The sequence below is a fragment of the Streptomyces sp. NPDC029139 genome, assembly GCF_055564335.1.
This window is the reverse complement of sequence record NZ_JBVHWN010000011.1, coordinates 76,151-95,160: the sequence shown is the minus strand read 5'-3', so window position 1 is coordinate 95,160 and position 19,010 is coordinate 76,151. Positions and strand designations below refer to the sequence as shown.

General features: G+C 73.6%; 14 protein-coding genes. 8 read left to right on the top strand and 6 right to left on the bottom strand.

The window, feature by feature from the left end:
• Positions 1-116 precede the first annotated feature (116 nt).
• Positions 117-1,094, top strand: a complete 978-nt coding sequence (locus tag ACZ4VW_RS23550) for a carbohydrate kinase family protein (RefSeq protein ID WP_467965478.1) — start codon at positions 117-119, stop codon at positions 1,092-1,094.
• Between the two features lie 210 nt (positions 1,095-1,304).
• Here the strand turns inward: ACZ4VW_RS23550 and ACZ4VW_RS23545 are convergent, their stop codons facing one another.
• Positions 1,305-2,612: a GAF domain-containing protein gene (locus ACZ4VW_RS23545; protein ID WP_467965474.1), complete on the bottom strand. Its 1,308-nt coding sequence runs from the start codon at positions 2,610-2,612 to the stop codon at positions 1,305-1,307.
• 301 nt (positions 2,613-2,913) lie between these two features.
• A complete protein-coding gene (locus ACZ4VW_RS23540; protein ID WP_467965473.1) occupies positions 2,914-4,566 on the bottom strand; it encodes an acyl-CoA dehydrogenase family protein in 1,653 nt (550 codons plus the stop codon).
• Between the two features lie 17 nt (positions 4,567-4,583).
• On the opposite strand from ACZ4VW_RS23540, the gene ACZ4VW_RS23535 reads away from it, so the two are divergent.
• Both ACZ4VW_RS23535 and ACZ4VW_RS23530 read left to right on the top strand, forming a co-directional pair.
• Positions 4,584-5,699 carry a YihY/virulence factor BrkB family protein gene (locus ACZ4VW_RS23535; RefSeq protein ID WP_467965471.1) on the top strand — a complete coding sequence of 372 codons (1,116 nt, stop codon included), beginning with the start codon at positions 4,584-4,586 and terminating at the stop codon, positions 5,697-5,699.
• 122 nt (positions 5,700-5,821) lie between these two features.
• Positions 5,822-6,571, top strand: a complete 750-nt coding sequence (locus ACZ4VW_RS23530; protein ID WP_467965469.1) for a helix-turn-helix domain-containing protein — start codon at positions 5,822-5,824, stop codon at positions 6,569-6,571.
• Here the strand turns inward: ACZ4VW_RS23530 and ACZ4VW_RS23525 are convergent.
• Positions 6,508-6,909, bottom strand: a complete 402-nt coding sequence (locus tag ACZ4VW_RS23525; RefSeq protein ID WP_467965467.1) for a VOC family protein — start codon at positions 6,907-6,909, stop codon at positions 6,508-6,510. The genes ACZ4VW_RS23530 and ACZ4VW_RS23525 overlap by 64 nt on opposite strands.
• 174 nt (positions 6,910-7,083) lie before the next feature.
• Between ACZ4VW_RS23525 and ACZ4VW_RS23520 the strand changes: the two genes are divergently transcribed.
• Positions 7,084-8,202, top strand: coding sequence for a sulfite oxidase (locus ACZ4VW_RS23520; RefSeq protein ID WP_467965464.1), 1,119 nt, complete (start codon positions 7,084-7,086; stop codon positions 8,200-8,202).
• A 128-nt stretch (positions 8,203-8,330) separates the two neighbouring features.
• On the opposite strand, the gene argG is transcribed toward ACZ4VW_RS23520, so the two are convergent.
• Positions 8,331-9,776: an argininosuccinate synthase gene (gene argG / locus ACZ4VW_RS23515; RefSeq protein WP_467965461.1), complete on the bottom strand. Its 1,446-nt coding sequence runs from the start codon at positions 9,774-9,776 to the stop codon at positions 8,331-8,333.
• A gap of 309 nt (positions 9,777-10,085) precedes the next feature.
• Here argG and rsgA point away from each other — a divergent pair, with 309 nt between their 5' ends.
• From rsgA to ACZ4VW_RS23500, 3 genes are all read left to right on the top strand, one after another.
• On the top strand, positions 10,086-11,234 hold the full coding sequence (gene rsgA, locus ACZ4VW_RS23510; RefSeq protein WP_467965459.1) for a ribosome small subunit-dependent GTPase A: 1,149 nt from the start codon (positions 10,086-10,088) through the stop codon (positions 11,232-11,234).
• Between the two features lie 208 nt (positions 11,235-11,442).
• Complete coding sequence (locus tag ACZ4VW_RS23505) at positions 11,443-12,810, top strand: DNA-3-methyladenine glycosylase 2 family protein (protein WP_467965457.1); 1,368 nt, start codon at positions 11,443-11,445, stop codon at positions 12,808-12,810.
• 4 nt (positions 12,811-12,814) lie between these two features.
• Positions 12,815-13,255 (top strand): GNAT family N-acetyltransferase, encoded by a 441-nt coding sequence (locus ACZ4VW_RS23500; RefSeq protein WP_467965454.1) that lies wholly within the window; start codon positions 12,815-12,817, stop codon positions 13,253-13,255.
• Between the two features lie 25 nt (positions 13,256-13,280).
• Here ACZ4VW_RS23500 and ACZ4VW_RS23495 read toward each other — a convergent pair whose 3' ends face one another.
• Both ACZ4VW_RS23495 and ACZ4VW_RS23490 read right to left on the bottom strand, forming a co-directional pair.
• A complete protein-coding gene (locus ACZ4VW_RS23495; RefSeq protein WP_467965452.1) occupies positions 13,281-13,763 on the bottom strand; it encodes a DUF456 domain-containing protein in 483 nt (160 codons plus the stop codon).
• A gap of 209 nt (positions 13,764-13,972) precedes the next feature.
• Positions 13,973-14,956: a helix-turn-helix domain-containing protein gene (locus ACZ4VW_RS23490; protein ID WP_467965450.1), complete on the bottom strand. Its 984-nt coding sequence runs from the start codon at positions 14,954-14,956 to the stop codon at positions 13,973-13,975.
• 233 nt (positions 14,957-15,189) lie between these two features.
• Between ACZ4VW_RS23490 and ACZ4VW_RS23485 the strand changes: the two genes are divergently transcribed.
• Positions 15,190-18,951 carry a S8 family serine peptidase gene (locus tag ACZ4VW_RS23485; protein WP_467965448.1) on the top strand — a complete coding sequence of 1,254 codons (3,762 nt, stop codon included), beginning with the start codon at positions 15,190-15,192 and terminating at the stop codon, positions 18,949-18,951.
• Positions 18,952-19,010: the final 59 nt, after the last annotated feature.

Genomic DNA, 19,010 nt, shown 5'->3' with positions numbered 1-19,010 from the left:
CTTCGGCGGCCGGGCAGGCGACACCGGCCAATGGCCACGCACCGACGGCCGCTCCTGGCCGCTCACGGCCGACCGGCCCTTCCGGCCGCAGGCCCCCTCACCGAAAGGTCTCCCGCATGACCGCGACCCGCCGCCCCGTGGCCGTCCTCGGCGAATGCGTCGCCGACGCCTTCGTCGCCCGCGACGCCTCCGGGACCATCCCCGGCGCCGCCGTGGGACCGGGCCTCCGGCTCGACGTGCTGCCCGGCGGCGGGCCGGCGAACACCGCCGTCGCGCTCGCCCGCCTCGGCACCCCCACCCACCTGCTGGCCCGGCTCTCCGGCGACGTCTTCGGCGGCCTCTTCCGCCGCCGTCTCGGCGAGTCCGGTGTCCGGATCGACCTCTGCCCCGACGCCGCCGAGCCCAGCACGCTCGCGATCGCGGGCCTCGGCCCGGACGGTGCGGCCGAGTACACCTTCCACGCCGACGCCACCGCCGACTGGCAGTGGACGCGTCAGGAACTCGCCCCGGTGCGCGGGCTGGACCCCGAGTGCCTGCACACCGGCTCCCTGACGTTGGTACGGGAGCCGGGCGCCGCGGCCGCCGAGGACCTGCTGGCCGAGCTGCGACCCACGACCACGATCTCCCTCGACCCCAATGTGCGTCCCCTGCTCGTCGCGCCCGAGCGCTACCGCGCGCGGCTGCCGCGCTGGTGCGCGCTCGCGGACATCCTCCGGCTCAGCGAGGACGATCTGGCCCACCTCCACCCGGGCACGGCGCCGGAGGCGGCCTGCGACACCTGGCACCGGGCGGGCGTCCCCCTGGTGGTCGTCACGCTCGGCGCGGCCGGCGCCCTCGTCTCGTACGACGGCGTCCGCAGCGTCCTTCCCGCCCCGCGGGTCGATGTCGTCGACACCGTCGGCGCGGGCGACGCCTTCACGGCCGGCCTGCTGCACCGCCTGCACGCGTCCGGTGCGCTCGGCGGCCGGCTGGACACCCTGGACCGCCGGACCCTGGACGAGGCCGCCGCCTTCGGCACACGGGTCGCGGCGGCCACCTGCGCCGTCCGCGGCGCGAACCCGCCGAGGGCGGAGGACCTGACAGCCCGAGCGTGAGGGACGACCGGCGGGCGACCGCCGGACGCCCGGGCCGGCTCCGTGCGACGTCGACCGTGCGCGCTCCAGCCGCCAGGCGCCCGCCCGGCGAGCGGACCGTCACCGCCGGGCGCCCGCCCCGGGAGCGGACCGTCACCGGCGGACCCGCCTCCAGTGCGTCCGTCCCCCCCCCCCCCCCGCACGAGGGGGCGGGCCGGAGCACCGCGCCCCTCACCCCGTCTCCCTGTGCCCCCGGCGCGCGGCGTGGACCGCCGGGGCCGTGGAGTGGGGGAGGAGGTCGCTCGGGTCGGCCGGGGTGACCACCTCGACGTCGACCTCCTCGCTGAAGCGGTACGGGCGGTGGGCCAGCACGCTCGCCAGATTCCGGCGGATCCGCGACATCTCGGCCCGTACCGTCACCGTCCTCGTCCGGTCGCCGAACACGTCCTCCGCCAGCTCCGCCGCCGTCCGGCCGTCACGGTGCCGGGCCAGGACGTACAGCAGTTCGGCATGACGCGGGCTCAGCTCCTGCGTCCAGCTGCCCGCCGCCCCCGACACCGCCACCGACCAGCGGCGCGGCCGGCTCAGGTCCAGGACCACCCGGCTCGCCGCGACCGCGTCCGCCGTCGCCCCCCGGGCCTCCTCCTCGAGCCGCAGCAGCCAGCCGCCCGGCAGGGGCTCCACCGCGCACATCCCCAGCGACGGCAGCCAGGCGCGCCCCGCCCGGAAGGACTTCGGCAGCGCGATCCGGTCCACCGGGGCCATCCCGGTCACCGCCGCCGTCCATCCGTGCGCGTCCACCGCCACCGCCCGGCCGCCCACCCGGCACAGGATCGGCGCGGCCACCGAGCGCAGCCGCTCGATGGACCGCAGATGGCGCTCGCGCATCTCCGCCTCGGCGAGCTGGGCCACCGAGCCGACCAGCGCCAGGGTCGCCGGATGGAAGCTGGAGGCCGGACCGCTCACGTCCACGATCCCCAGCAACCGCTGGTCGCGCGGATCGTGCACCGGAGCCGCGGCGCAGGTCCAGTTGTGGAGCGTGTGGACGTAGTGCTCGGCCGAGTGCACCTGGACCGCCCGCCGCATCGCGAGCGCCGTCCCCACCGCGTTCGTACCGGTGGCGTGCTCGCTCCACGCCGCGCCCTCCTCCAGGCAGATGCCGTTGGCCTGGCGCAGCACGGCGCGGTTGCCCTCGCGCCACAGCACGCGGCCGTGCTCGTCGGTGACCACCATGATCTGCAGGGAGGCGTCCGCGATCCCGGCGAGCCCGCCGCTCAGCGTGCGCATCACCTCGCCCAGCACGGTCGTACGCCGTCGTTCCTCCAGTTCGTCCCGTTCGAGCAGCGCACTCCTGGTGCCCTGGTCCGGGTCCAGACCGAGCCGGAACATCCGTCGCCAGGAGGCGTCGATGACGGGGCGGGGCGCGATCGGCGGCGTGCGGCCGGCCAGCGTCTCCTCCCGTACCCGGTGCAGCAGCCGGGTCGCCTGGGCGGCGTCCATGGCGGCGAGCCGGTTCATGTCCAGCTGAGTGTTCTTCATCGGTCTCTCCCAGCCACCTGCGGTGCTGTATCGGTTCTGCGCTGTCGTGGGTCGAGCTGACGGAGTGTCGGTGCCCATCGTGCCGCCCGGGACTGCCCGGCGAAGGGCGGTTCGGGTAATCCTGCAACCCTTTGCAACTCTGGCAGTCAGCCGTCCGGTGCATGAGGGTGGGTCACAGCGGAGGGTGGTGCCGTGTCGGCGCAGCACCACCCTCGGCTTCTGCCAGGAGGACCGCCCGCTTCCCACCCGCGCCCCGCAGCGTTCAGACCTCTCCCCGCGTCCCGCAGCGTCGAACGTGGGTTCAGATTTCCACCCGCGCCCGCTCCACCACGGCCCGCAGATCCAGAGTCGTCGGCAGCGTCCCGAACGCCGAGCCGCCGTCGCCGCCGAGCCGCGCGGCGCAGAACGCGTCCGCCACCTCCGCCGGCGCCCACCGCACCAGCAGCGAGCCCTGCAGCACCAGCGCCATCCGCTCCACGAGCCGCCGGGCCCGGCCCTCGATGCCGTCCAGATCGGCCAGCTCGGTCAGCATCCCCCTGATCGCCCCGTCGAGCCGGTGATCCGCGCCCCGCGCCGCGCCGACCTCCGTCAGGAAGGCGTTGAGCGCCGCCGGCTCCGTCCGCAACGCGCGCAGCACGTCCAGCGCCTGGACGTTGCCGGAGCCCTCCCAGATCGAGTTGAGCGGCGACTCGCGCAGCAACCGGGGCATCCCCGACTCCTCCACATAGCCGTTGCCGCCCAGGCACTCCAGCGCCTCCGCCACCATCGGCGTGCACCGCTTCGTCACCCAGTACTTCGCCGCCGGCACCGCGATCCGCGCGAAAGCCCGCTCGGCCTCCGTGTCCGCGTCGTACGCCGCCGCCAGCCGGATCCCCAGCACCGTCGCCGCCTCCGACTCCAGCGCCAGATCGGCCAGCACATTGCGCATCAGCGGCTTGTCGATCAGCGGCCCGCCGAACGCGTGGCGGTACGTGGTGTGGTGCAGGGCCTGCACCAGCGCCTGCCGCATCAGCGCCGCCGAGCCCAGCACGCAGTCCAGCCGGGTCGCCGCGACCATCTCGATGATCGTGCGGACCCCGTGGCCCTCCTCCCCGACCCGGCGCGCCCAGGTCGTCCCGTCGAACTCCACCTCGGCGGAGGCGTTCGACCGGTTCCCGAGCTTGTCCTTGAGCCGCTGGATCGCGAACGCGTTGCGCGTGCCGTCCTCCAGGACCCGGGGCACCAGGAAACAGGTCAGGCCCCCCTCTCCCTGCGAGGGGGATACCTGGGCGAGGACCAGGAACCCGTCCGACATCGGCGCCGAGCAGAACCACTTGTGCCCGGTCAGGACGTACTCGCCGGTCCCGGACACCGGGCGGGCCTCGGTCGTGTTCGCCCGCACGTCACTGCCGCCCTGCTTCTCCGTCATCCCCATCCCGAGAAGCACACCGGTCTTCTCGGTGGGCGGCCGCAGCCCCTCCTCGTAGATGCGCGAGGTGAGCAGCGGCTCCCAGACGGCGGCGAGCGCGGGGTCCGTCCGCAGCGCGGGCACCGCGGCGTGGGTCATCGAGAGCGGGCACCCGTGCCCGGCCTCGGTCTGCGTCGCCAGGACGAATCCGGCCGCGCGCCGCACATGACCACCCGGACGGCCCCACGCATTGGTGAGCCCGCCGCCGACCGCGCGCCCCAGGAGCCGGTGCCACGCGGGATGGAACTCGACCTCGTCGATCCGGTTCCCGTACCGGTCGTGCGTCCGCAGGAGGGGCGGATTCTCGTTGACGAGCCGCCCCCATCCCTGCGCCTGGACGGTGCCGACGGACTGGCCCTGGGACACGAGTTCCCCGTGTGCCTCCTCGAAGACCTCCGGATCCAGATGACGCTCGACGGCCTCCGCCAGGGCGCGGTCGGACGTGAAGGCGTCGTATCCGACCAGGGGCGGAGCCTGATTGGTCACTGTGTGGGTGGTGGCTGCCATGCCGATACGGTAAGGAGGTGCAGGCAGCAAACGAAACACCCGAGCGGCGGCCCGGGGGCAGACTCCACCGTGCGCGAGTCCTCTACCGCAACGTCTCCAAGCGGAAGATGGTCTGGCTGCTCCTGAAGGACACCGTCAACTCGTGCATCGAGTACCGCATCCTCGGCCTCGCCGCCGAGGCGGCGTTCTTCACCCTCCTGTCCCTGCCCCCGCTGCTGCTCGGACTGATCGCCCTCCTCGGCTACGCCGACGACTGGACCAACACCGACACCGTCGCGAGCATCCAGGAGAACATCCTCCGCGCCGCCGGAACGGTCCTCTCCGACCGCGGCGTCCGTGACATCGCCAAGCCCCTCCTGGAAGACGTCACCCAGGGCAAACGCCCCGAACTGATCTCCCTCGGCTTCGCCATCGCCCTCTGGTCGGGTTCGCGCGCCGTGAACGTCTTCATCGACACCATCACGGTGATGTACGGACTCGACGGGCACCGCGGCATCGTCAAGACCCGGCTCCTGGCCTTCCTGCTCTACATCGTGGCGCTGGTCATCGGCGCGGTCGTGCTGCCGCTCGCCGTGGTCGGCCCGGACCGGGTGGTGGAGCTGATCCCCTGGGGCACGGAAGTCGTCGCCGTCCTGTACTGGCCGGTCGTCATCCTGCTCTCCATCGCCTTCCTGACCACGCTGTACCACGTGTCCGTCCCCGTCCGCTCCCCCTGGATCGAGGACATCCCGGGAGCTCTGGTGGCTCTCGGGATGTGGGTGTTCGGCAGCTTCCTGCTCCGGATCTACCTGACCAGCCAGGTCGAGGGCCCCACGATCTACGGCTCCCTCGCCGCGCCGATCGCCGTTCTGCTCTGGATCGGCATCTCGGCCTTCGCGGTGCTTGTCGGCGCGGCGGTGAACGCGGCGATCGACCGCGTCTGGCCCTCCGTCGCCACCGCCGCCGCCCGCGAGGCCAGCGAGCGAGCGCGCGTCGCGCAGGCCGCCGACCTCGTCGCCCGGCTGCGCGCGGAGGCGGACGACGTCGACGAGGACGACCCGGACATGCCGTCGGAGTTCCCCGAACGCTGGTCCCGCTTCCTGCCTCCCGACGACGTCAAGTCGCGCCTGCACTCCGGCTGGGAGAAGGACTGAGGATGACGCTCGCCGGCGTGGAGGAGGGTGGCGTGCGGTCGGAACGCAGGGCGGGGGAACGCGTGCGGTCGCAACGCGTTCAGGGGGAGCGTGTGCGGTCGCAACGCGTTCAGGGGGAGCGTGTGCGGGAGAAGCGCGCGTACGAGGAACGCCCCGCGCGGCTGGACGGCGCGGTCGTCTGGACCTTCGCACCCCCGGCCGGGAGCGAACCCGTGCCCGTGCTGCCCGACGGCTGCATGGACCTGCTGTGGTGCGACGGCCGGCTGCTCGTCGCGGGCCCCGACACCGCCGCGTACGTCCCCGAGGGTGGCGCGAGCCGCTGCGCCGCGATCCGCTTCGCCCCCGGTGACGCCCCCGCACTGCTCGGCGTACCGGCGAGAGAGCTGCGCGACCGGCGGGTCGAGCTCGGGACGCTGTGGGGCGAGGCCCGGGCGCGGCGGCTCGGCGAACGCCTCGCCGAGGCACCGGATCCCGCCGTCGCCCTGGAGGACCTCGTCCTGCGCCGGGCCGCGGACGTGCCGCCCCCCGATCCGCTGCTGCGGGCCGTCGTACGGCGGCTCCGCGCGGGCCGGCCGGTGGCCGAGGCCGCCGAGGCCGCCGGGCTCGGGGCCCGGCAGCTGCACCGCCGGTCGCTCGACGCGTTCGGCTACGGTCCCAAGACCCTCGCCCGGATCCTCCGCCTCCAGCGGGCGCTCGCCCTGGTCAGGGCCGGCCTTCCGTACGCCGAGGCGGCGCTCGGCGCGGGCTGCGCCGACCAGGCCCATCTGGCGCGCGAGACGCGGGCGCTGGCCGGCACGACGCTGTCCGCCTATGCCTCGGCCTGGGCGAAGAGGGAGACCCCGCAGCCGTCCGGGTCGAGCACGACGGCATAGCGCTGCCCCCACACGGCGTCCCACGGCTTGAGGTGCCCCCGGTAGCCGGCCGCGACCAACGACTCGTACGTGGCGTCCACCTCCTGGGGCGAGGCGCAGCGGAACGCGAGCCCGATCCGGTCGCCACCCTCGGGACGGGACCAGCCGGGATCGAAGGAGCGGATGACCTCCTCCGTGTCCCACGCGATCCGCATCCCCCCGGGCAGGGCGGCCTCCACATGCGGCGCGCTCTCGGACCCGGCGGGGATCTCCAGTCCGAGCCGACGGTAGAACGCGAGGGAGGCGGCCATGTCGGAGACGACGAGGCCGATGACGTCGAGACGTGGTGGTGTGTTCATGGGGGCACGGTAGGCGGGTGGGGCAGCGCCGGTCTTGTACGAATCGGACGCGGTGCGTGCTCCTGACGTCCCCTGGGGTGACCGGGGCGGCCCGGACGTACGCTGGAACAGGACCGCGCCCGGACGGCCGGCCCGGCCGCAGGCCCTGACCCCGGTCCCGACGGAGGTGCCGGCATGACCGCATCGGCCGTTCCCCGGGGGCCCGGCGCCACCGCCTGGGCACCCGAGACCGTGACCACCGACCCGTACAACGCCCAGACGCCGAGGGCCGCGCTGGCCGAGCGACTCACTCCCGCCGACGCCCTGTTCGTACGGGACCACTTCGGCGTGCCGCCGACGGCCGTCGACCGCTGGCGGCTGCGCGTCGGCGGGGCGGTGACCACGCCGCTCACCCTCGACTACGAGGCGCTGCTCGCCCTCGGACGCGAGGGGCGCCGGGAGTTCGACGTCGTCCTGGAGTGCGCGGGCAACGGCCGCGCCCTGATGACGCCCCGCCCGCCGGGGCTGCCCTGGGGCGAACGCGCGGTCGGCTGCGTCCGGTTCGCGGGCGTCCCCTTCCGCCTCGTCGCCGAGCGCGCCGGAGTCGCGCCGGAGACCGTCGAGTTCGTCTTCTCCGGGGCCGACGCCGGCAGCGTGCACGGCCGGCGGGCCGCCTTCGAACGCAGCCTCCCGCTCGCCGAGGCCCTCCACCCGGACACCCTCCTCGCCACCCATCTGAACGGCGAGCCTCTCCCGCCCGAGCACGGCGCCCCGGTCCGTCTCGTCGTTCCCGGCCGGTACGCCGTCGCCGACGTGAAGTGGCTGACCGGGGCGAGGGCCGTCACGCAGCCCTTCACGGGCGTCTTCCAGACCGAGGAGTACGTGTACGTCGCGTCCCGGGGCATCCCCGAAGGGCCCGTCTCGACGATCCGGGTCAAGGCCCTCATCACCGCACCCGAGCCGGACGACGATCTCCGGCGCGGCACACAGACCGTCGTGCGCGGCCGGGCCTGGTCGGGCGCCGGACCGGCCGTGGGACGGGTCCAGGTGCGGGCCGAGCACGAGGACGAGGAAGTGCCGGGACAGGGGCGCGCCGACGACACGGCCTGGCACGACGCCGACCTCGAGCCGCCGACCGGACCGTACGCCTGGACCGGCTGGTCGTACCGGTGGACACCCCGGAGACCTGGCCGGTACCGGCTGCTGGCCCGGGCGACGGACGCGCACGGCGAGACCCAGCCACCGCGAGCGCCGTGGAACGCCCAGGGCTACGGCTGCAACCCGGTGGCGGCGGTCGACGTGGTCGTCGTCTGAGCCGTCACCCCCCCCGAAGACGGGACCGTACGGCTCCGGCAGCGCCGGGTGGCACGGAAAAGGCCGGCTCGGCGCCGTGGGCGCCCAGCCGGCCTTCCGATGGTCCGTTCCCCGTGGGTCCGGCGGCGTCAGTCCGTGCCGAACTCCATCGCCGCGCGGTCCAGCAGCTCGTCGTCCTCGGTGACCTCGCCGCGGGAGGCGATGGCCTCCGCGCCGCCCTCCGGCATGCTGCCGATCAGCCCGGTCGCGGCCGCCTGGGCGGCGCCGATGGAGGGGCTGCCGGTGCCGATCAGGCCCAGGCCGGCGTACTGCTCCAGCTTGGCGCGCGAGTCGGCGATGTCCAGGTTGCGCATGGTGAGCTGACCGATCCGGTCCACCGGACCGAACGCGGAGTCCTCGGTGCGCTCCATGGACAGCTTGTCCGGGTGATAGCTGAACGCGGGGCCGGTGGTGTCGAGGATCGAGTAGTCCTCACCGCGCCGCAGCCGCAGCGTCACCTCGCCGGTGACGGCCGAGCCGACCCAGCGCTGCAGCGACTCCCGCACCATCAGCGCCTGCGGGTCCAGCCAGCGGCCCTCGTACATCAGCCGCCCGAGGCGCCGGCCCTCGTTGTGGTACTGGGCGAGGGTGTCCTCGTTGTGGATCGCGTTGACCAGACGCTCGTACGCGGCGTGCAGCAGGGCCATGCCGGGCGCCTCGTAGATGCCGCGGCTCTTGGCCTCGATGATCCGGTTCTCGATCTGGTCCGACATGCCCATGCCGTGCCGGCCGCCGATGGCGTTGGCCTCCATCACGAGGTCGACGGGCGAGCCGAACTGCTTGCCGTTGATCGTCACGGGGCGGCCCTGGTCGAAGCCGATCGTCACGTCCTCGGTGGCGATCTCGACCGACGGGTCCCAGAACCGCACGCCCATGATCGGCTGCACGGTCTCCACGCCGGTGTCCAGGTGCTCCAGGGTCTTCGCCTCGTGGGTGGCGCCCCAGATGTTGGCGTCGGTGGAGTACGCCTTCTCCGTGCTGTCGCGGTAGGGCAGGTCGTGGGCGAGGAGCCACTCCGACATTTCCTTGCGGCCGCCGAGCTCGGTCACGAAGTCCGCGTCCAGCCAGGGCTTGTAGATCCGCAGGTGCGGGTTGGCGAGCAGACCGTAACGGTAGAACCGCTCGATGTCGTTGCCCTTGAACGTCGAGCCGTCGCCCCAGATCTGGACGTCGTCCTCGAGCATCGCCCGGACGAGGAGCGTGCCCGTCACGGCGCGGCCGAGCGGCGTGGTGTTGAAGTAGGCGCGCCCGCCGGAGCGGATGTGGAACGCCCCGCAGGTGAGTGCGGCCAGGCCCTCCTCGACGAGCGCCGCGCGGCAGTCGACCAGGCGCGCGATCTCGGCGCCGTAGGTCTTGGCACGGCCGGGCACCGAGGCGATGTCGGGCTCGTCGTACTGGCCGATGTCGGCGGTGTAGGTGCACGGGACGGCACCCTTGTCGCGCATCCACGCGACCGCGACCGAGGTGTCGAGGCCGCCGGAGAAGGCGATGCCGACGCGCTCGCCGGCGGGCAGGGAGGTGAGGACCTTGGACATAGGAAGAGTATGCAGGATCGCGCATGGTCATGCAAAGTCTGGCCGGAAACTTCCTTCCCCAGACCGCGGAAAAAGGGTTGGCGCGCCGCGTGAGCCTGTCACTAATGTTGCGGTCGTTCCCGGCGGCCGGCAGGCCGCCGCGGCCCAGACGTGTGTGAACCAGGAGGTGTGACCGATGGCTGTCATGACGACGGGCTCTGCCCTCATCCCGAAGCTCATCAACTCCACCTCCGTGGTCTCCGGCTGACCTTCCTTCCTTCTGCGCGCCGATGGGCGCGTGCCGGGGCCACCCTTGTGAAGGGTCACCCCTTGTCTTTCTCCTCTCTCGAGGCCGCAACTTCTCTCCACGCTTCGGCCTCTCCTCAGGCTTCGGCTTCGGCTTCGCACGCTCTCGCTCCGTACGGCTGGGACGAGGGCTGGGAAGCCGCGTTCGCCCCGTACGCCCGGCAGGGACTGCTGCCCGGCCGCGTCCTGCGCGTCGACCGCGGTCAGTGCGACGTGGTCACCCCCGTCGGGACCGTCCGCGGTGACACCGAGTTCGTCGTTCCCCGCGACCCGCTGAAGGTCGTCTGCACGGGCGACTGGGTCGCCGTCGACGCGGCCGGGGATCCCCAGTACGTACGGACCCTGCTGCCGCGCCGCACGGCGTTCGCGCGGTCCACGTCGTCCAAGCGGTCCGAGGGCCAGATCCTCGCCGCCAACGTCGATCACGCGATCATCACCGTCTCGCTCGCCGTCGAGCTGGACCTCGGCCGGGTGGAACGCTTCCTGGCCCTGGCCTGGGAGTCCGGCGCGCAGCCCCTCGTCGTGCTCAGCAAGGCCGACCTCGTTCCCGATCCGGTCGGGCTCTCCTACCTCGTGGAGGACGTGGAGTCCGTGGCTCCAGGAGTGCAGGTGCTGCCCGTCAGCGCGCAGACCGGTGAGGGACTCGACGTCCTCGGCGCGGTCGTGGGCGGCGGGACGAGCGTGCTGCTCGGGACGTCCGGCGCCGGCAAGTCCACGCTCGCCAACACCCTGCTCGGGGAAGAGGCGATGACGGTCCGGGCCGCCCGTGACGTGGACGGCAAGGGCCGCCACACCACGACCACGCGCAACCTGCTCGTGCTGCCCGGCGGCGGCGTCCTCATCGACACCCCCGGTCTGCGCGGCGTCGGACTCTGGGACGCCGAGACCGGGGTCGGCCAGGTCTTCTCGGAGATCGAGCAGCTGGCCGAGGACTGCCGCTTCCAGGACTGCGCCCACGAGTCGGAACCGGGCTGTGCGGTGACGGCGGCGGTCGAGGACGGCTCCCTGTCGGTGCGCCGGCTGGAGAGCTACCGCAAGCTGCTGCGCGAGAACCAGCGCATCGTCGCCAAGACCGACGCCCGGCTCCGTGCCGAGATGCTCAAGGACTGGAAGCGGAAGGGCGCGGAGGGCCGGGCGGCGCTGGAGGCCAAGCGCGGCGCCCGCGGGCGGTAGTCACCACGGGGCGCCGGCCACGGCGGCCGGTCGTACGGACCGGCCGCCGGCCTGAACCCGAGGACGCAGCGCGAGGACGGAGCCCGAGGACGGAACCCGAGGGCCGGTCGTGGGCCGATGACTGATCGGCGCACGACCGGCCCCCGGTGTCAGTGCGGTGTCCGAAAACCGCCAGCCCGGCGCTCCGGGCTCCCGCACACTGGATCTCGTGAGCGACCAGGAGACCAGCGAGGACACCCGTTACGAGGCGGTCAGCAGCCGGGACGCCCGGTTCGACGGAGCGTTCTTCTTCGGCGTCGAGACCACCGGCATCTACTGCCGTCCCAGCTGCCCCGCCGTCACACCCAAGCGCGAGAACGTCACCTTCTTCCCCACCGCGGCCGCCGCCCAGGGCCACGGCTTCCGGGCCTGCCGCCGCTGCCGGCCCGACGCCGTGCCCGGGTCCGCCGAGTGGAACGTCCGCGCCGACGTCGTCGGTCGCGCCATGCGGATGATCGGGGACGGCGTCGTCGACCGGGAGGGCGTGCCCGGCCTCGCCGGCAGGCTCGGCTACAGCGCCCGGCAGGTCCAACGGCAGCTCACCGCAGAACTCGGCGCGGGCCCCGTCGCCCTCGCCCGCGCCCAGCGCGCCCACACCGCCCGACTGCTCCTGCAGACCACCGGGCTCCCCATCACGGAGATCGCCTTCGCCTCCGGTTTCGCCAGCGTGCGCCAGTTCAACGACACCATCCGCCGCGTCTACGCCCGTACCCCCTCCGAGCTGCGCACCGAGTCCGGCACCGGCACCGGCCCCCGCGCCGCGCTCGCCGCCGGGGTGCCGCTGCGCCTCGCCCACCGCGGACCGTACGCCGCCCGAGAGGTCTTCCAGCTGCTCGCCGCCGAAGCCCTGCCGCACGTCGAGGAGGTGCTCGGCGCCCCCGGGGCGCGCACCTACCGCCGTACGCTCCGTCTCCCGTACGGCACCGGCATCGTCTCCGTCGACGAGCGCTCCGCCGGGCCCTGGCTGGAGGCCCGCATCCACCTCACCGACCTGCGCGACCTGACCACCGCCGTCCAGCGCCTGCGCCGGCTGCTCGACCTGGACGCCGATCCCCACGCCGTCGGCGAGCGCCTCGCCGCCGACCCGCGGCTCGCCGCACGGGTCGCGGCCCGCCCCGGCCTGCGGTCGCCGGGCGCCGCCGACCCCGAGGAGTTCGCGGTACGGACGCTGACCGGCACCGAGGAGGCGGCGCGGCTGGTCACGGCCCACGGCACGCCCCTGGACAGCCCCTGCGGAAGCCTCACCCATCTCTTCCCCGAGCCCGCCGCGCTCACCGCCCACCCCGTGGTCGGCCCGCTCGCGGAGGCGCTCGCCACCGGAGCCGTACGCCTGGATCCGGGCGCGGACCGCGACGAGGCCGAACGGGCCCTGCGGGCCGTCCCCGGCGTCACCGCCGCCCGGGCGGCCCTCATCCGGATGCGCGCCCTCGGCGACCCCGACGTGGCCCCCGACGGCGGCCCCGACGCCGAGGCATGGCGGCCCTGGCGGTCCTACGCCCTCCGGTACCTGGAGCTCGTCCCCGTACCGGCAGAATGAGTCCATGATCAGCACAGACCTGCTCGGGCCCGACGACCGTGACGCCTGGGAGCGGCTCTTCCGCGCGTACATCGACTTCTACGGCCGCAGCGAGCCCGCCGCGACGTACGAGCGGGCCTGGGCCGCGTTCCAGGACGGCACTCGGCTGCACGCCCGGGTCGCCCGGCTCGACGGCCGCGTCGTCGGCTTCACCCACTTCTTCGTCCACCCCAGCACCTCGGGACCGGACGTCTGCTACCTCCAGGACCTCTTCACCGATCCCGAGGCGCGCGGCAAGGGCGTCGCCCGCGCCCTGATCGCCGCCGTGACGGAATGGGCGAAGGAGCAGGGCTGCGACCGGGTCTACTGGAACACGCAGGAGTCCAACACCACCGCCCGCCGTCTCTACGACCAGGTGGCCCGCAACACCGGCTTCATCAGGTACCAGATCGATCTCCCGGCGTAGCCGCGAGATCGGGCGGACGCGGACCTCAGGCCCCGATCACTGCGCCGAACCAGGCCCCCACGATCAGCAGGCAGGAGAAGAGCTCCACCAGGATGCTCGTCCCCGCCGCGCGCATCACCGTCCTGGTGGAGGCCCTGGCCTGGCCGTGGCCGCCCAGACGGAGCCGCTCGGAGAGGTAGATCCCGCCGATGAATCCCGGGATCGCGCCGAGCACCGGTACCAGGAAGAAGCCCAGGAACGCGCCGACGCCGGCGTAGGTCACCATTCGCCGGGTGATGCCGACCCCGCGGATCCGGCGCTGCGGCAGCTGCCACACGACCACCTGGGTGAGCAGGAGCAGCGCGGTCGAGGAGACGAGCAGGATCCAGGCGAGCCCGCTCTGCTCGTTCAGGGACCACCAGAGCATGGCGGCCCACACCAGCCACGGCCCCGGCACGCCGGGGGCCAGCACCCCGAACAGGCCGAGCAGCATCACCATCGCGACGAGCAACAGCTGCCACACACCCATCTGCCCAGCGTGCAGGACGGATGATCTTCTCGCAGATCGCGGCGTACGTACGGGGGGTGGGCCGAACCCGGCGGGGGCGGTCGTCAGCCGGCCCGGACGGGCGGTCACAGGGAGCGAGCCGAACCCGGTGGGAGCGGTCGTCAGCCGGTCCGGGCGGGCGGTCCTACGGAGCCCGAGTGGCCGTCACCCGCAGCCGCGCACCGATGGCGTCACCCGCGCGCCACCCACCCCTTCTCGTACGCGTGCCAGCCCAGCTGGAGCCGCGTCGTCACGCCCGTCAGCTCCATCAGACCCTTCACCCGGCGCTGCACCGTCCGCAGCCCCAGGTCGAGCTGCTTGGCCACGCTCGCGTCCGTCATGCCGGCCAGGAGGAGCGAGAGGATCTCCAGGTCGGTCGCGTCCGGGCCCGGCACCTCCGTCTCGGTGACCTGCGCGCCCGCCCCCAGCCGCAGCGGAAGCGCGTCCCGCCAGACCGCCTCGAAGAGACCCATCAAGGACTCCAGGAGCCCGCTCGCGTGCACGACGAGAGCCGCGGGCTCCGCGCCCCGGCCCGTCAGCGGGACCATCGCCAGCGACCGGTCCGCCACCACCAGCTTCGTGGGCACCCGGTCCACCACCCGGATCTGCTCGTCGCGGCTCAGCGCCGCCGAAAGCTCCACGATCCCCGAGGGCAGACTCATCACCTCCCGCTCCACGACCACCCGGTAGCGCACGCCCCGCCCGGCCGCCAGCTCCTCCGCGTCGTTCTCCATGCCGGTCACCGCGATCGGCTTGCCCGTCACCAGCGCGCAGACCTCCTCCGTCGCGCCCAGCTGCAGCTGGAGGAACCGGTGGGTCACGGCGCTCGCGCCGGTCACCACCTCGACGAGGTCGTGGACGGCCGGTTCCGCCGCCTCCGCCCGGTACTCCTCGGCGAGGAGCGCCGCCGCCAGCTCCGCCTGCTCCAGCTCGTGGCGCTGCTGCGTCAGCAGCGCGCCCAGCGCCACCCCCGGCGGCGCCGCGACCCACCGCCCGGTCCGCGCCGAGGACTGCGCGGCGAGCCCCTGCGACTCCAACCGCCGCAGCGCCCGCTCTGTGTCCGTCTCGGGCAGCGCCAGCCGGTGCGCCAGGTCCGTCACCTCGGCCGCGCCCAGCGCGACGAGCGCGCGGTACGCGGACTCCTGCCGCTCGTCGAGACCTATCGCTCCCAGCATCGCTGCCCCACCCCTCGCCGGACGTCCCAGGACGTCCCGGACATTCCCGGGACGTTCACCGGACGCATTCGTTCCGTCGGTGCCCTGGCGGGAATCGGCCACGGCGCATTCCCGCCGCGCACATCATCCCTGCACCACCCTCACCTCTGCCAATGTGGCGCCACCGCAGCACCGACAGTCTCCGGACACGGGCCTTTTCGCCTGCCCTTGACCGGAATCAGAGGGGGAGAGCGATGCGCCCGATCTCGCGTACGGCCCTGGGGGCGGCGACCGCCGCCGTCCTGGCCGTCACCGCTGTCGCGCCGTCCACGGCCGCCGCGCCACAGGACGGCCCGGCCGGTGATCGACCGCTGACCGGCAGCGCGGCCCACGCCCGCGCGGGGGACCGGACCGCCACCGTCACCCTCGTCACGGGCGACCAGGTGCTGGTCACCCACGACGAGGCCGGGAACCCGGCCGCCGCCGCCCTGCCCCGCCAGGACGGGACCGTGCCCTTCGTCCAGACCCGCCGCTCGGGCCAGGACCTGTACGTCTACCCCGAGGGCGCCACCGCCGCCCTCGCCGCGGGCCGCGTCGACGAGGAACTCTTCAACGTCACCGGCCTGATCCGGCAGGGCTACGACGACGCCTCCTCCACGACGCTGCCCCTGATCGCCGTCTACGGCTCCGACCTCGCCCGCTCCGTCCCGGCGGCCCCGCGCGGAGCCCGGCGCGGCGCGGTCCTCAAGGCCGTCGACGGTGTCGCCCTCACGGCCGACAAGCGGCAGGCCGCCACCTTCTGGGCCGACGTCGACGCCCCCACCGCCCGGTCCGGCACCGGCCTGAGGAAGCTCTGGCTCGACCGCAAGGTCCAGGCCACCCTGGAACGCTCGACCCGGCAGGTCCACGCCCCCGAGGCATGGGCCGCCGGCTTCGACGGCAGGGGCACCAAGGTCGCCGTCCTCGACACCGGCGCCGACGCCGAGCACCCCGACCTCAAGGGCCGGATCGTCGCCGCGGAGAACTTCACCGACTCCGCGACGGCCGCCGACCACCAGGGCCACGGCACGCACACCCTCTCCACCGTCGGTGGGTCGGGCGCGGCGAGCGACGGCACGAAGAAGGGCGTCGCGCCGGGCGCGGACCTCCTCAACGGCAAGGTGCTCGACGACTCCGGGTCCGGCGCCGCCTCCTGGATCATCGCCGGCATGGAGTGGGCCGTCGCCCAGGGCGCCGACGTGGTCTCCATGAGTCTCGGCAGCCCCGTACCCACCGACTGCACCGACCCGATGAGCGTCGCCGCCCAGGAACTCGCCCAGAACAAGGGCACCTTGTTCGTCGTCGCCGCCGGCAACACGGGCCCGGCTCCGGGCACCGTCTCCTCGCCCGGCTGCGCCCCCGACGTGCTGACCGTCGGCGCCACCGACCGCGACGACTCCACCGCGTACTTCTCCAGCCGCGGCCCCACGATCGTGCACCACACCCTCAAGCCGGAGATCGCCGCACCCGGCGTCGGCATCTCCGCCGCCGCGGCGGGCGGCCGGGGCGTGTACGCCTACCGGTCCATGTCCGGTACGTCGATGGCCGCCCCGCACGTCGCGGGCGCCGCCGCCCTCGTCAAGCAGCGCCACCCGGACTGGCCGGCGCAGGCGATCAAGGCCGCCCTCGTCTCCTCCGCCGCGAGCTCCGTCCCCGGCGACGTACGCGAGACCGGCGGCGGCCGTCTCGACGTCAAGGCGGCGATCGACCAGACGGTCCTCGGCGCCGACGCCGTCCAGGGCGGCACGTTCTCCTGGCCCCAGGACACCGGTGACCGGACCGCCGTCGCCGTCCCGTACACCAACACCTCCGGCAGGGCGGTCACGCTGACGCTCGCCGTCGAGAAGGTCACCGGCAACGACGGCTCGCGCGTCCGGGCCTCCGTCGCCCGGCTCGGCAAGCGCACCGTCACCGTCCCGGCCGGCGCGACCGTCGAGGTCCCGCTGCACCTGGACCCCACCGCCCACCTGGAGCGCGCCCAGTACGGTGACGTCACCGGCCGGGTCGTGGCCACCGGCGCCGCGGGCGTGCACGTCTCGACCCCGTTCTCCCTGTACGTCCAGCCCGAGACGGTCACCCTGCGGGTCGAGTTGATCGACCGTCAGGGCAACCCCGCGGGCGGCGCGTCGTCCATGGACCTGATCGGCACCGACGACGCGAGCGGCGAGCGCCGCTTCAACGAGGGCGCCACCGCCCAGATCTTCCGTGTGCGGCCCGGCAGTTACTTCCTCACCTCGTTCGTCACCACCCCCGACGAAGGCGCGGGCGCGACGCTGAACGACTCGCTCAGCCACCTGGCCCGCCCGCAGATCGAGGTGAAGAAGGACACCACGCTCGTCCTGGACGCCCGCACGGCGCACCGCCTGTCGGTGCGGACCGACAGGCCCGGCGAGCAGCGCGGCGCCACCCTGGCCTTCTCCCGATCCTGGGACGACACCTGGCTGCACGCCGGTACGGCGGCCGGAACCCGCACCCTGCGCGGCTACTACGCCTCGGTCGAAGGCCGCGCCCATGAGGGCGAGTTCGAGTTCGGCAGCTACTGGCGCACCGCCGCCCCGCAGGTCGAGGAGCTGAGGACGGGCGCCGGCACCGTCCTGCGTCCGGTCACCACCTCCCTCGGCTCCGACAACCTGGACGGCACCGGCTCCGCCCGGCTCGTCGACGCCGGCGCCGGAACCCCGCAGGAGCTGGCGGCCGCCGGTGTCCGAGGACGCGTCGCCCTGGTCCGCGTCCAGGACACGTCCACCGCCGTCGGCACGGTGGCGCGCGACGCCAAGGCGGCCGGCGCGGTCGCGGTCCTCGCGTACCGCACCTCGCCCGTCCGCTGGTTCCCCTCCGCCGGCTTCACCGGCGCCGGGTTCCCGGTCCTCGCCGTGAGCTCCGCCGAAGGCGCGGCGCTGCTCGCCGAGCTCTCCGCCGGCGAGGTCACCCTCTCCTGGAAGGCCACCGCGAAGAGCCCCTACCTCTACAACCTGGCCTTCCCGGAGACCGGCGCGATCAGGGACGACAAGGTCTACCGCGTCCGCGACGGACAGCTGGGCCGGACCGACTCCACCTACGGCTCGATGGGCGTCGCCACCGACTTCATCGACAACGCGGCGGCGTACCGGCCGAACGGCACGGGCGTGTTCTTCGGCGCCGTCGAGACGGTCCCCGCGCCGGGAAGCCGGACGGAGTACCACACCCCCGGGAACACCCGCTGGGAGCAAGTCCTCTCGTCCAGCTTCCCGTTCGGCGAGTACATGATCGGCGCCCGGCACGCCTACACGGCGGGCGAGAAGCGTACGGAGCGCTGGTACGACGGCGTCGTCGCCCCGACCGCCCCGCGCGACGCGGCCGGGAAGCCCGTCCTCGTCGCCGAGCGCCAGGGCAACCTCATCGGCTTCGCCGACGCCCTGTGGGGCGACAGCACCCACCACGCCGAGCCCGGCTCCTTCGGCGACATCGGTTCTCTCCGGCTGAGCAGGGACGACGAGTTGCTCGACGAGACCGGATGGCCGTTCGGTGTCTTCGAAGTCCCGTCCGGGAACGGCACGTACACGCTCGAACAGAACACCATGAAGATCGGCAGCAAGGTGTGGGCGCGCTCCACATCCGTCAACTCGGTATGGAAATTCACCTCCAAGCTTGACGAGAGCGTCTACTCTCAAGGCATCCCGATTCTCTTTCCCCGGTACACCCTGCCGGAGGACGGACTCAAGACCCTCGCCGCGACCGACGGCCAGAAGATCGGCCTCACCGCGACGGGTCACGCGGGCTACACGCCCGCCGCGCTCACCTCGGCGACGCTCTCGTACTCGTACGACGGGGGCTCGACCTGGACGGAGGCGCAGGTCTCGCAGCAGGGCGGTGCGTGGACCGCGACCGTGAACCACACGGGCGCGGCGGGCAAGCCGGTCACCCTGAAGACCCGACTGACGGACGCCCACGGCAACTCCGTCACCCAGACCGTGGTCCGCGCTTACGACGTGCGCTGACCACGCCGGTCCGCCGGGCGTCCTTCCCGTGGGGGGTGGGGTCGCCCGGCGGACCCCTT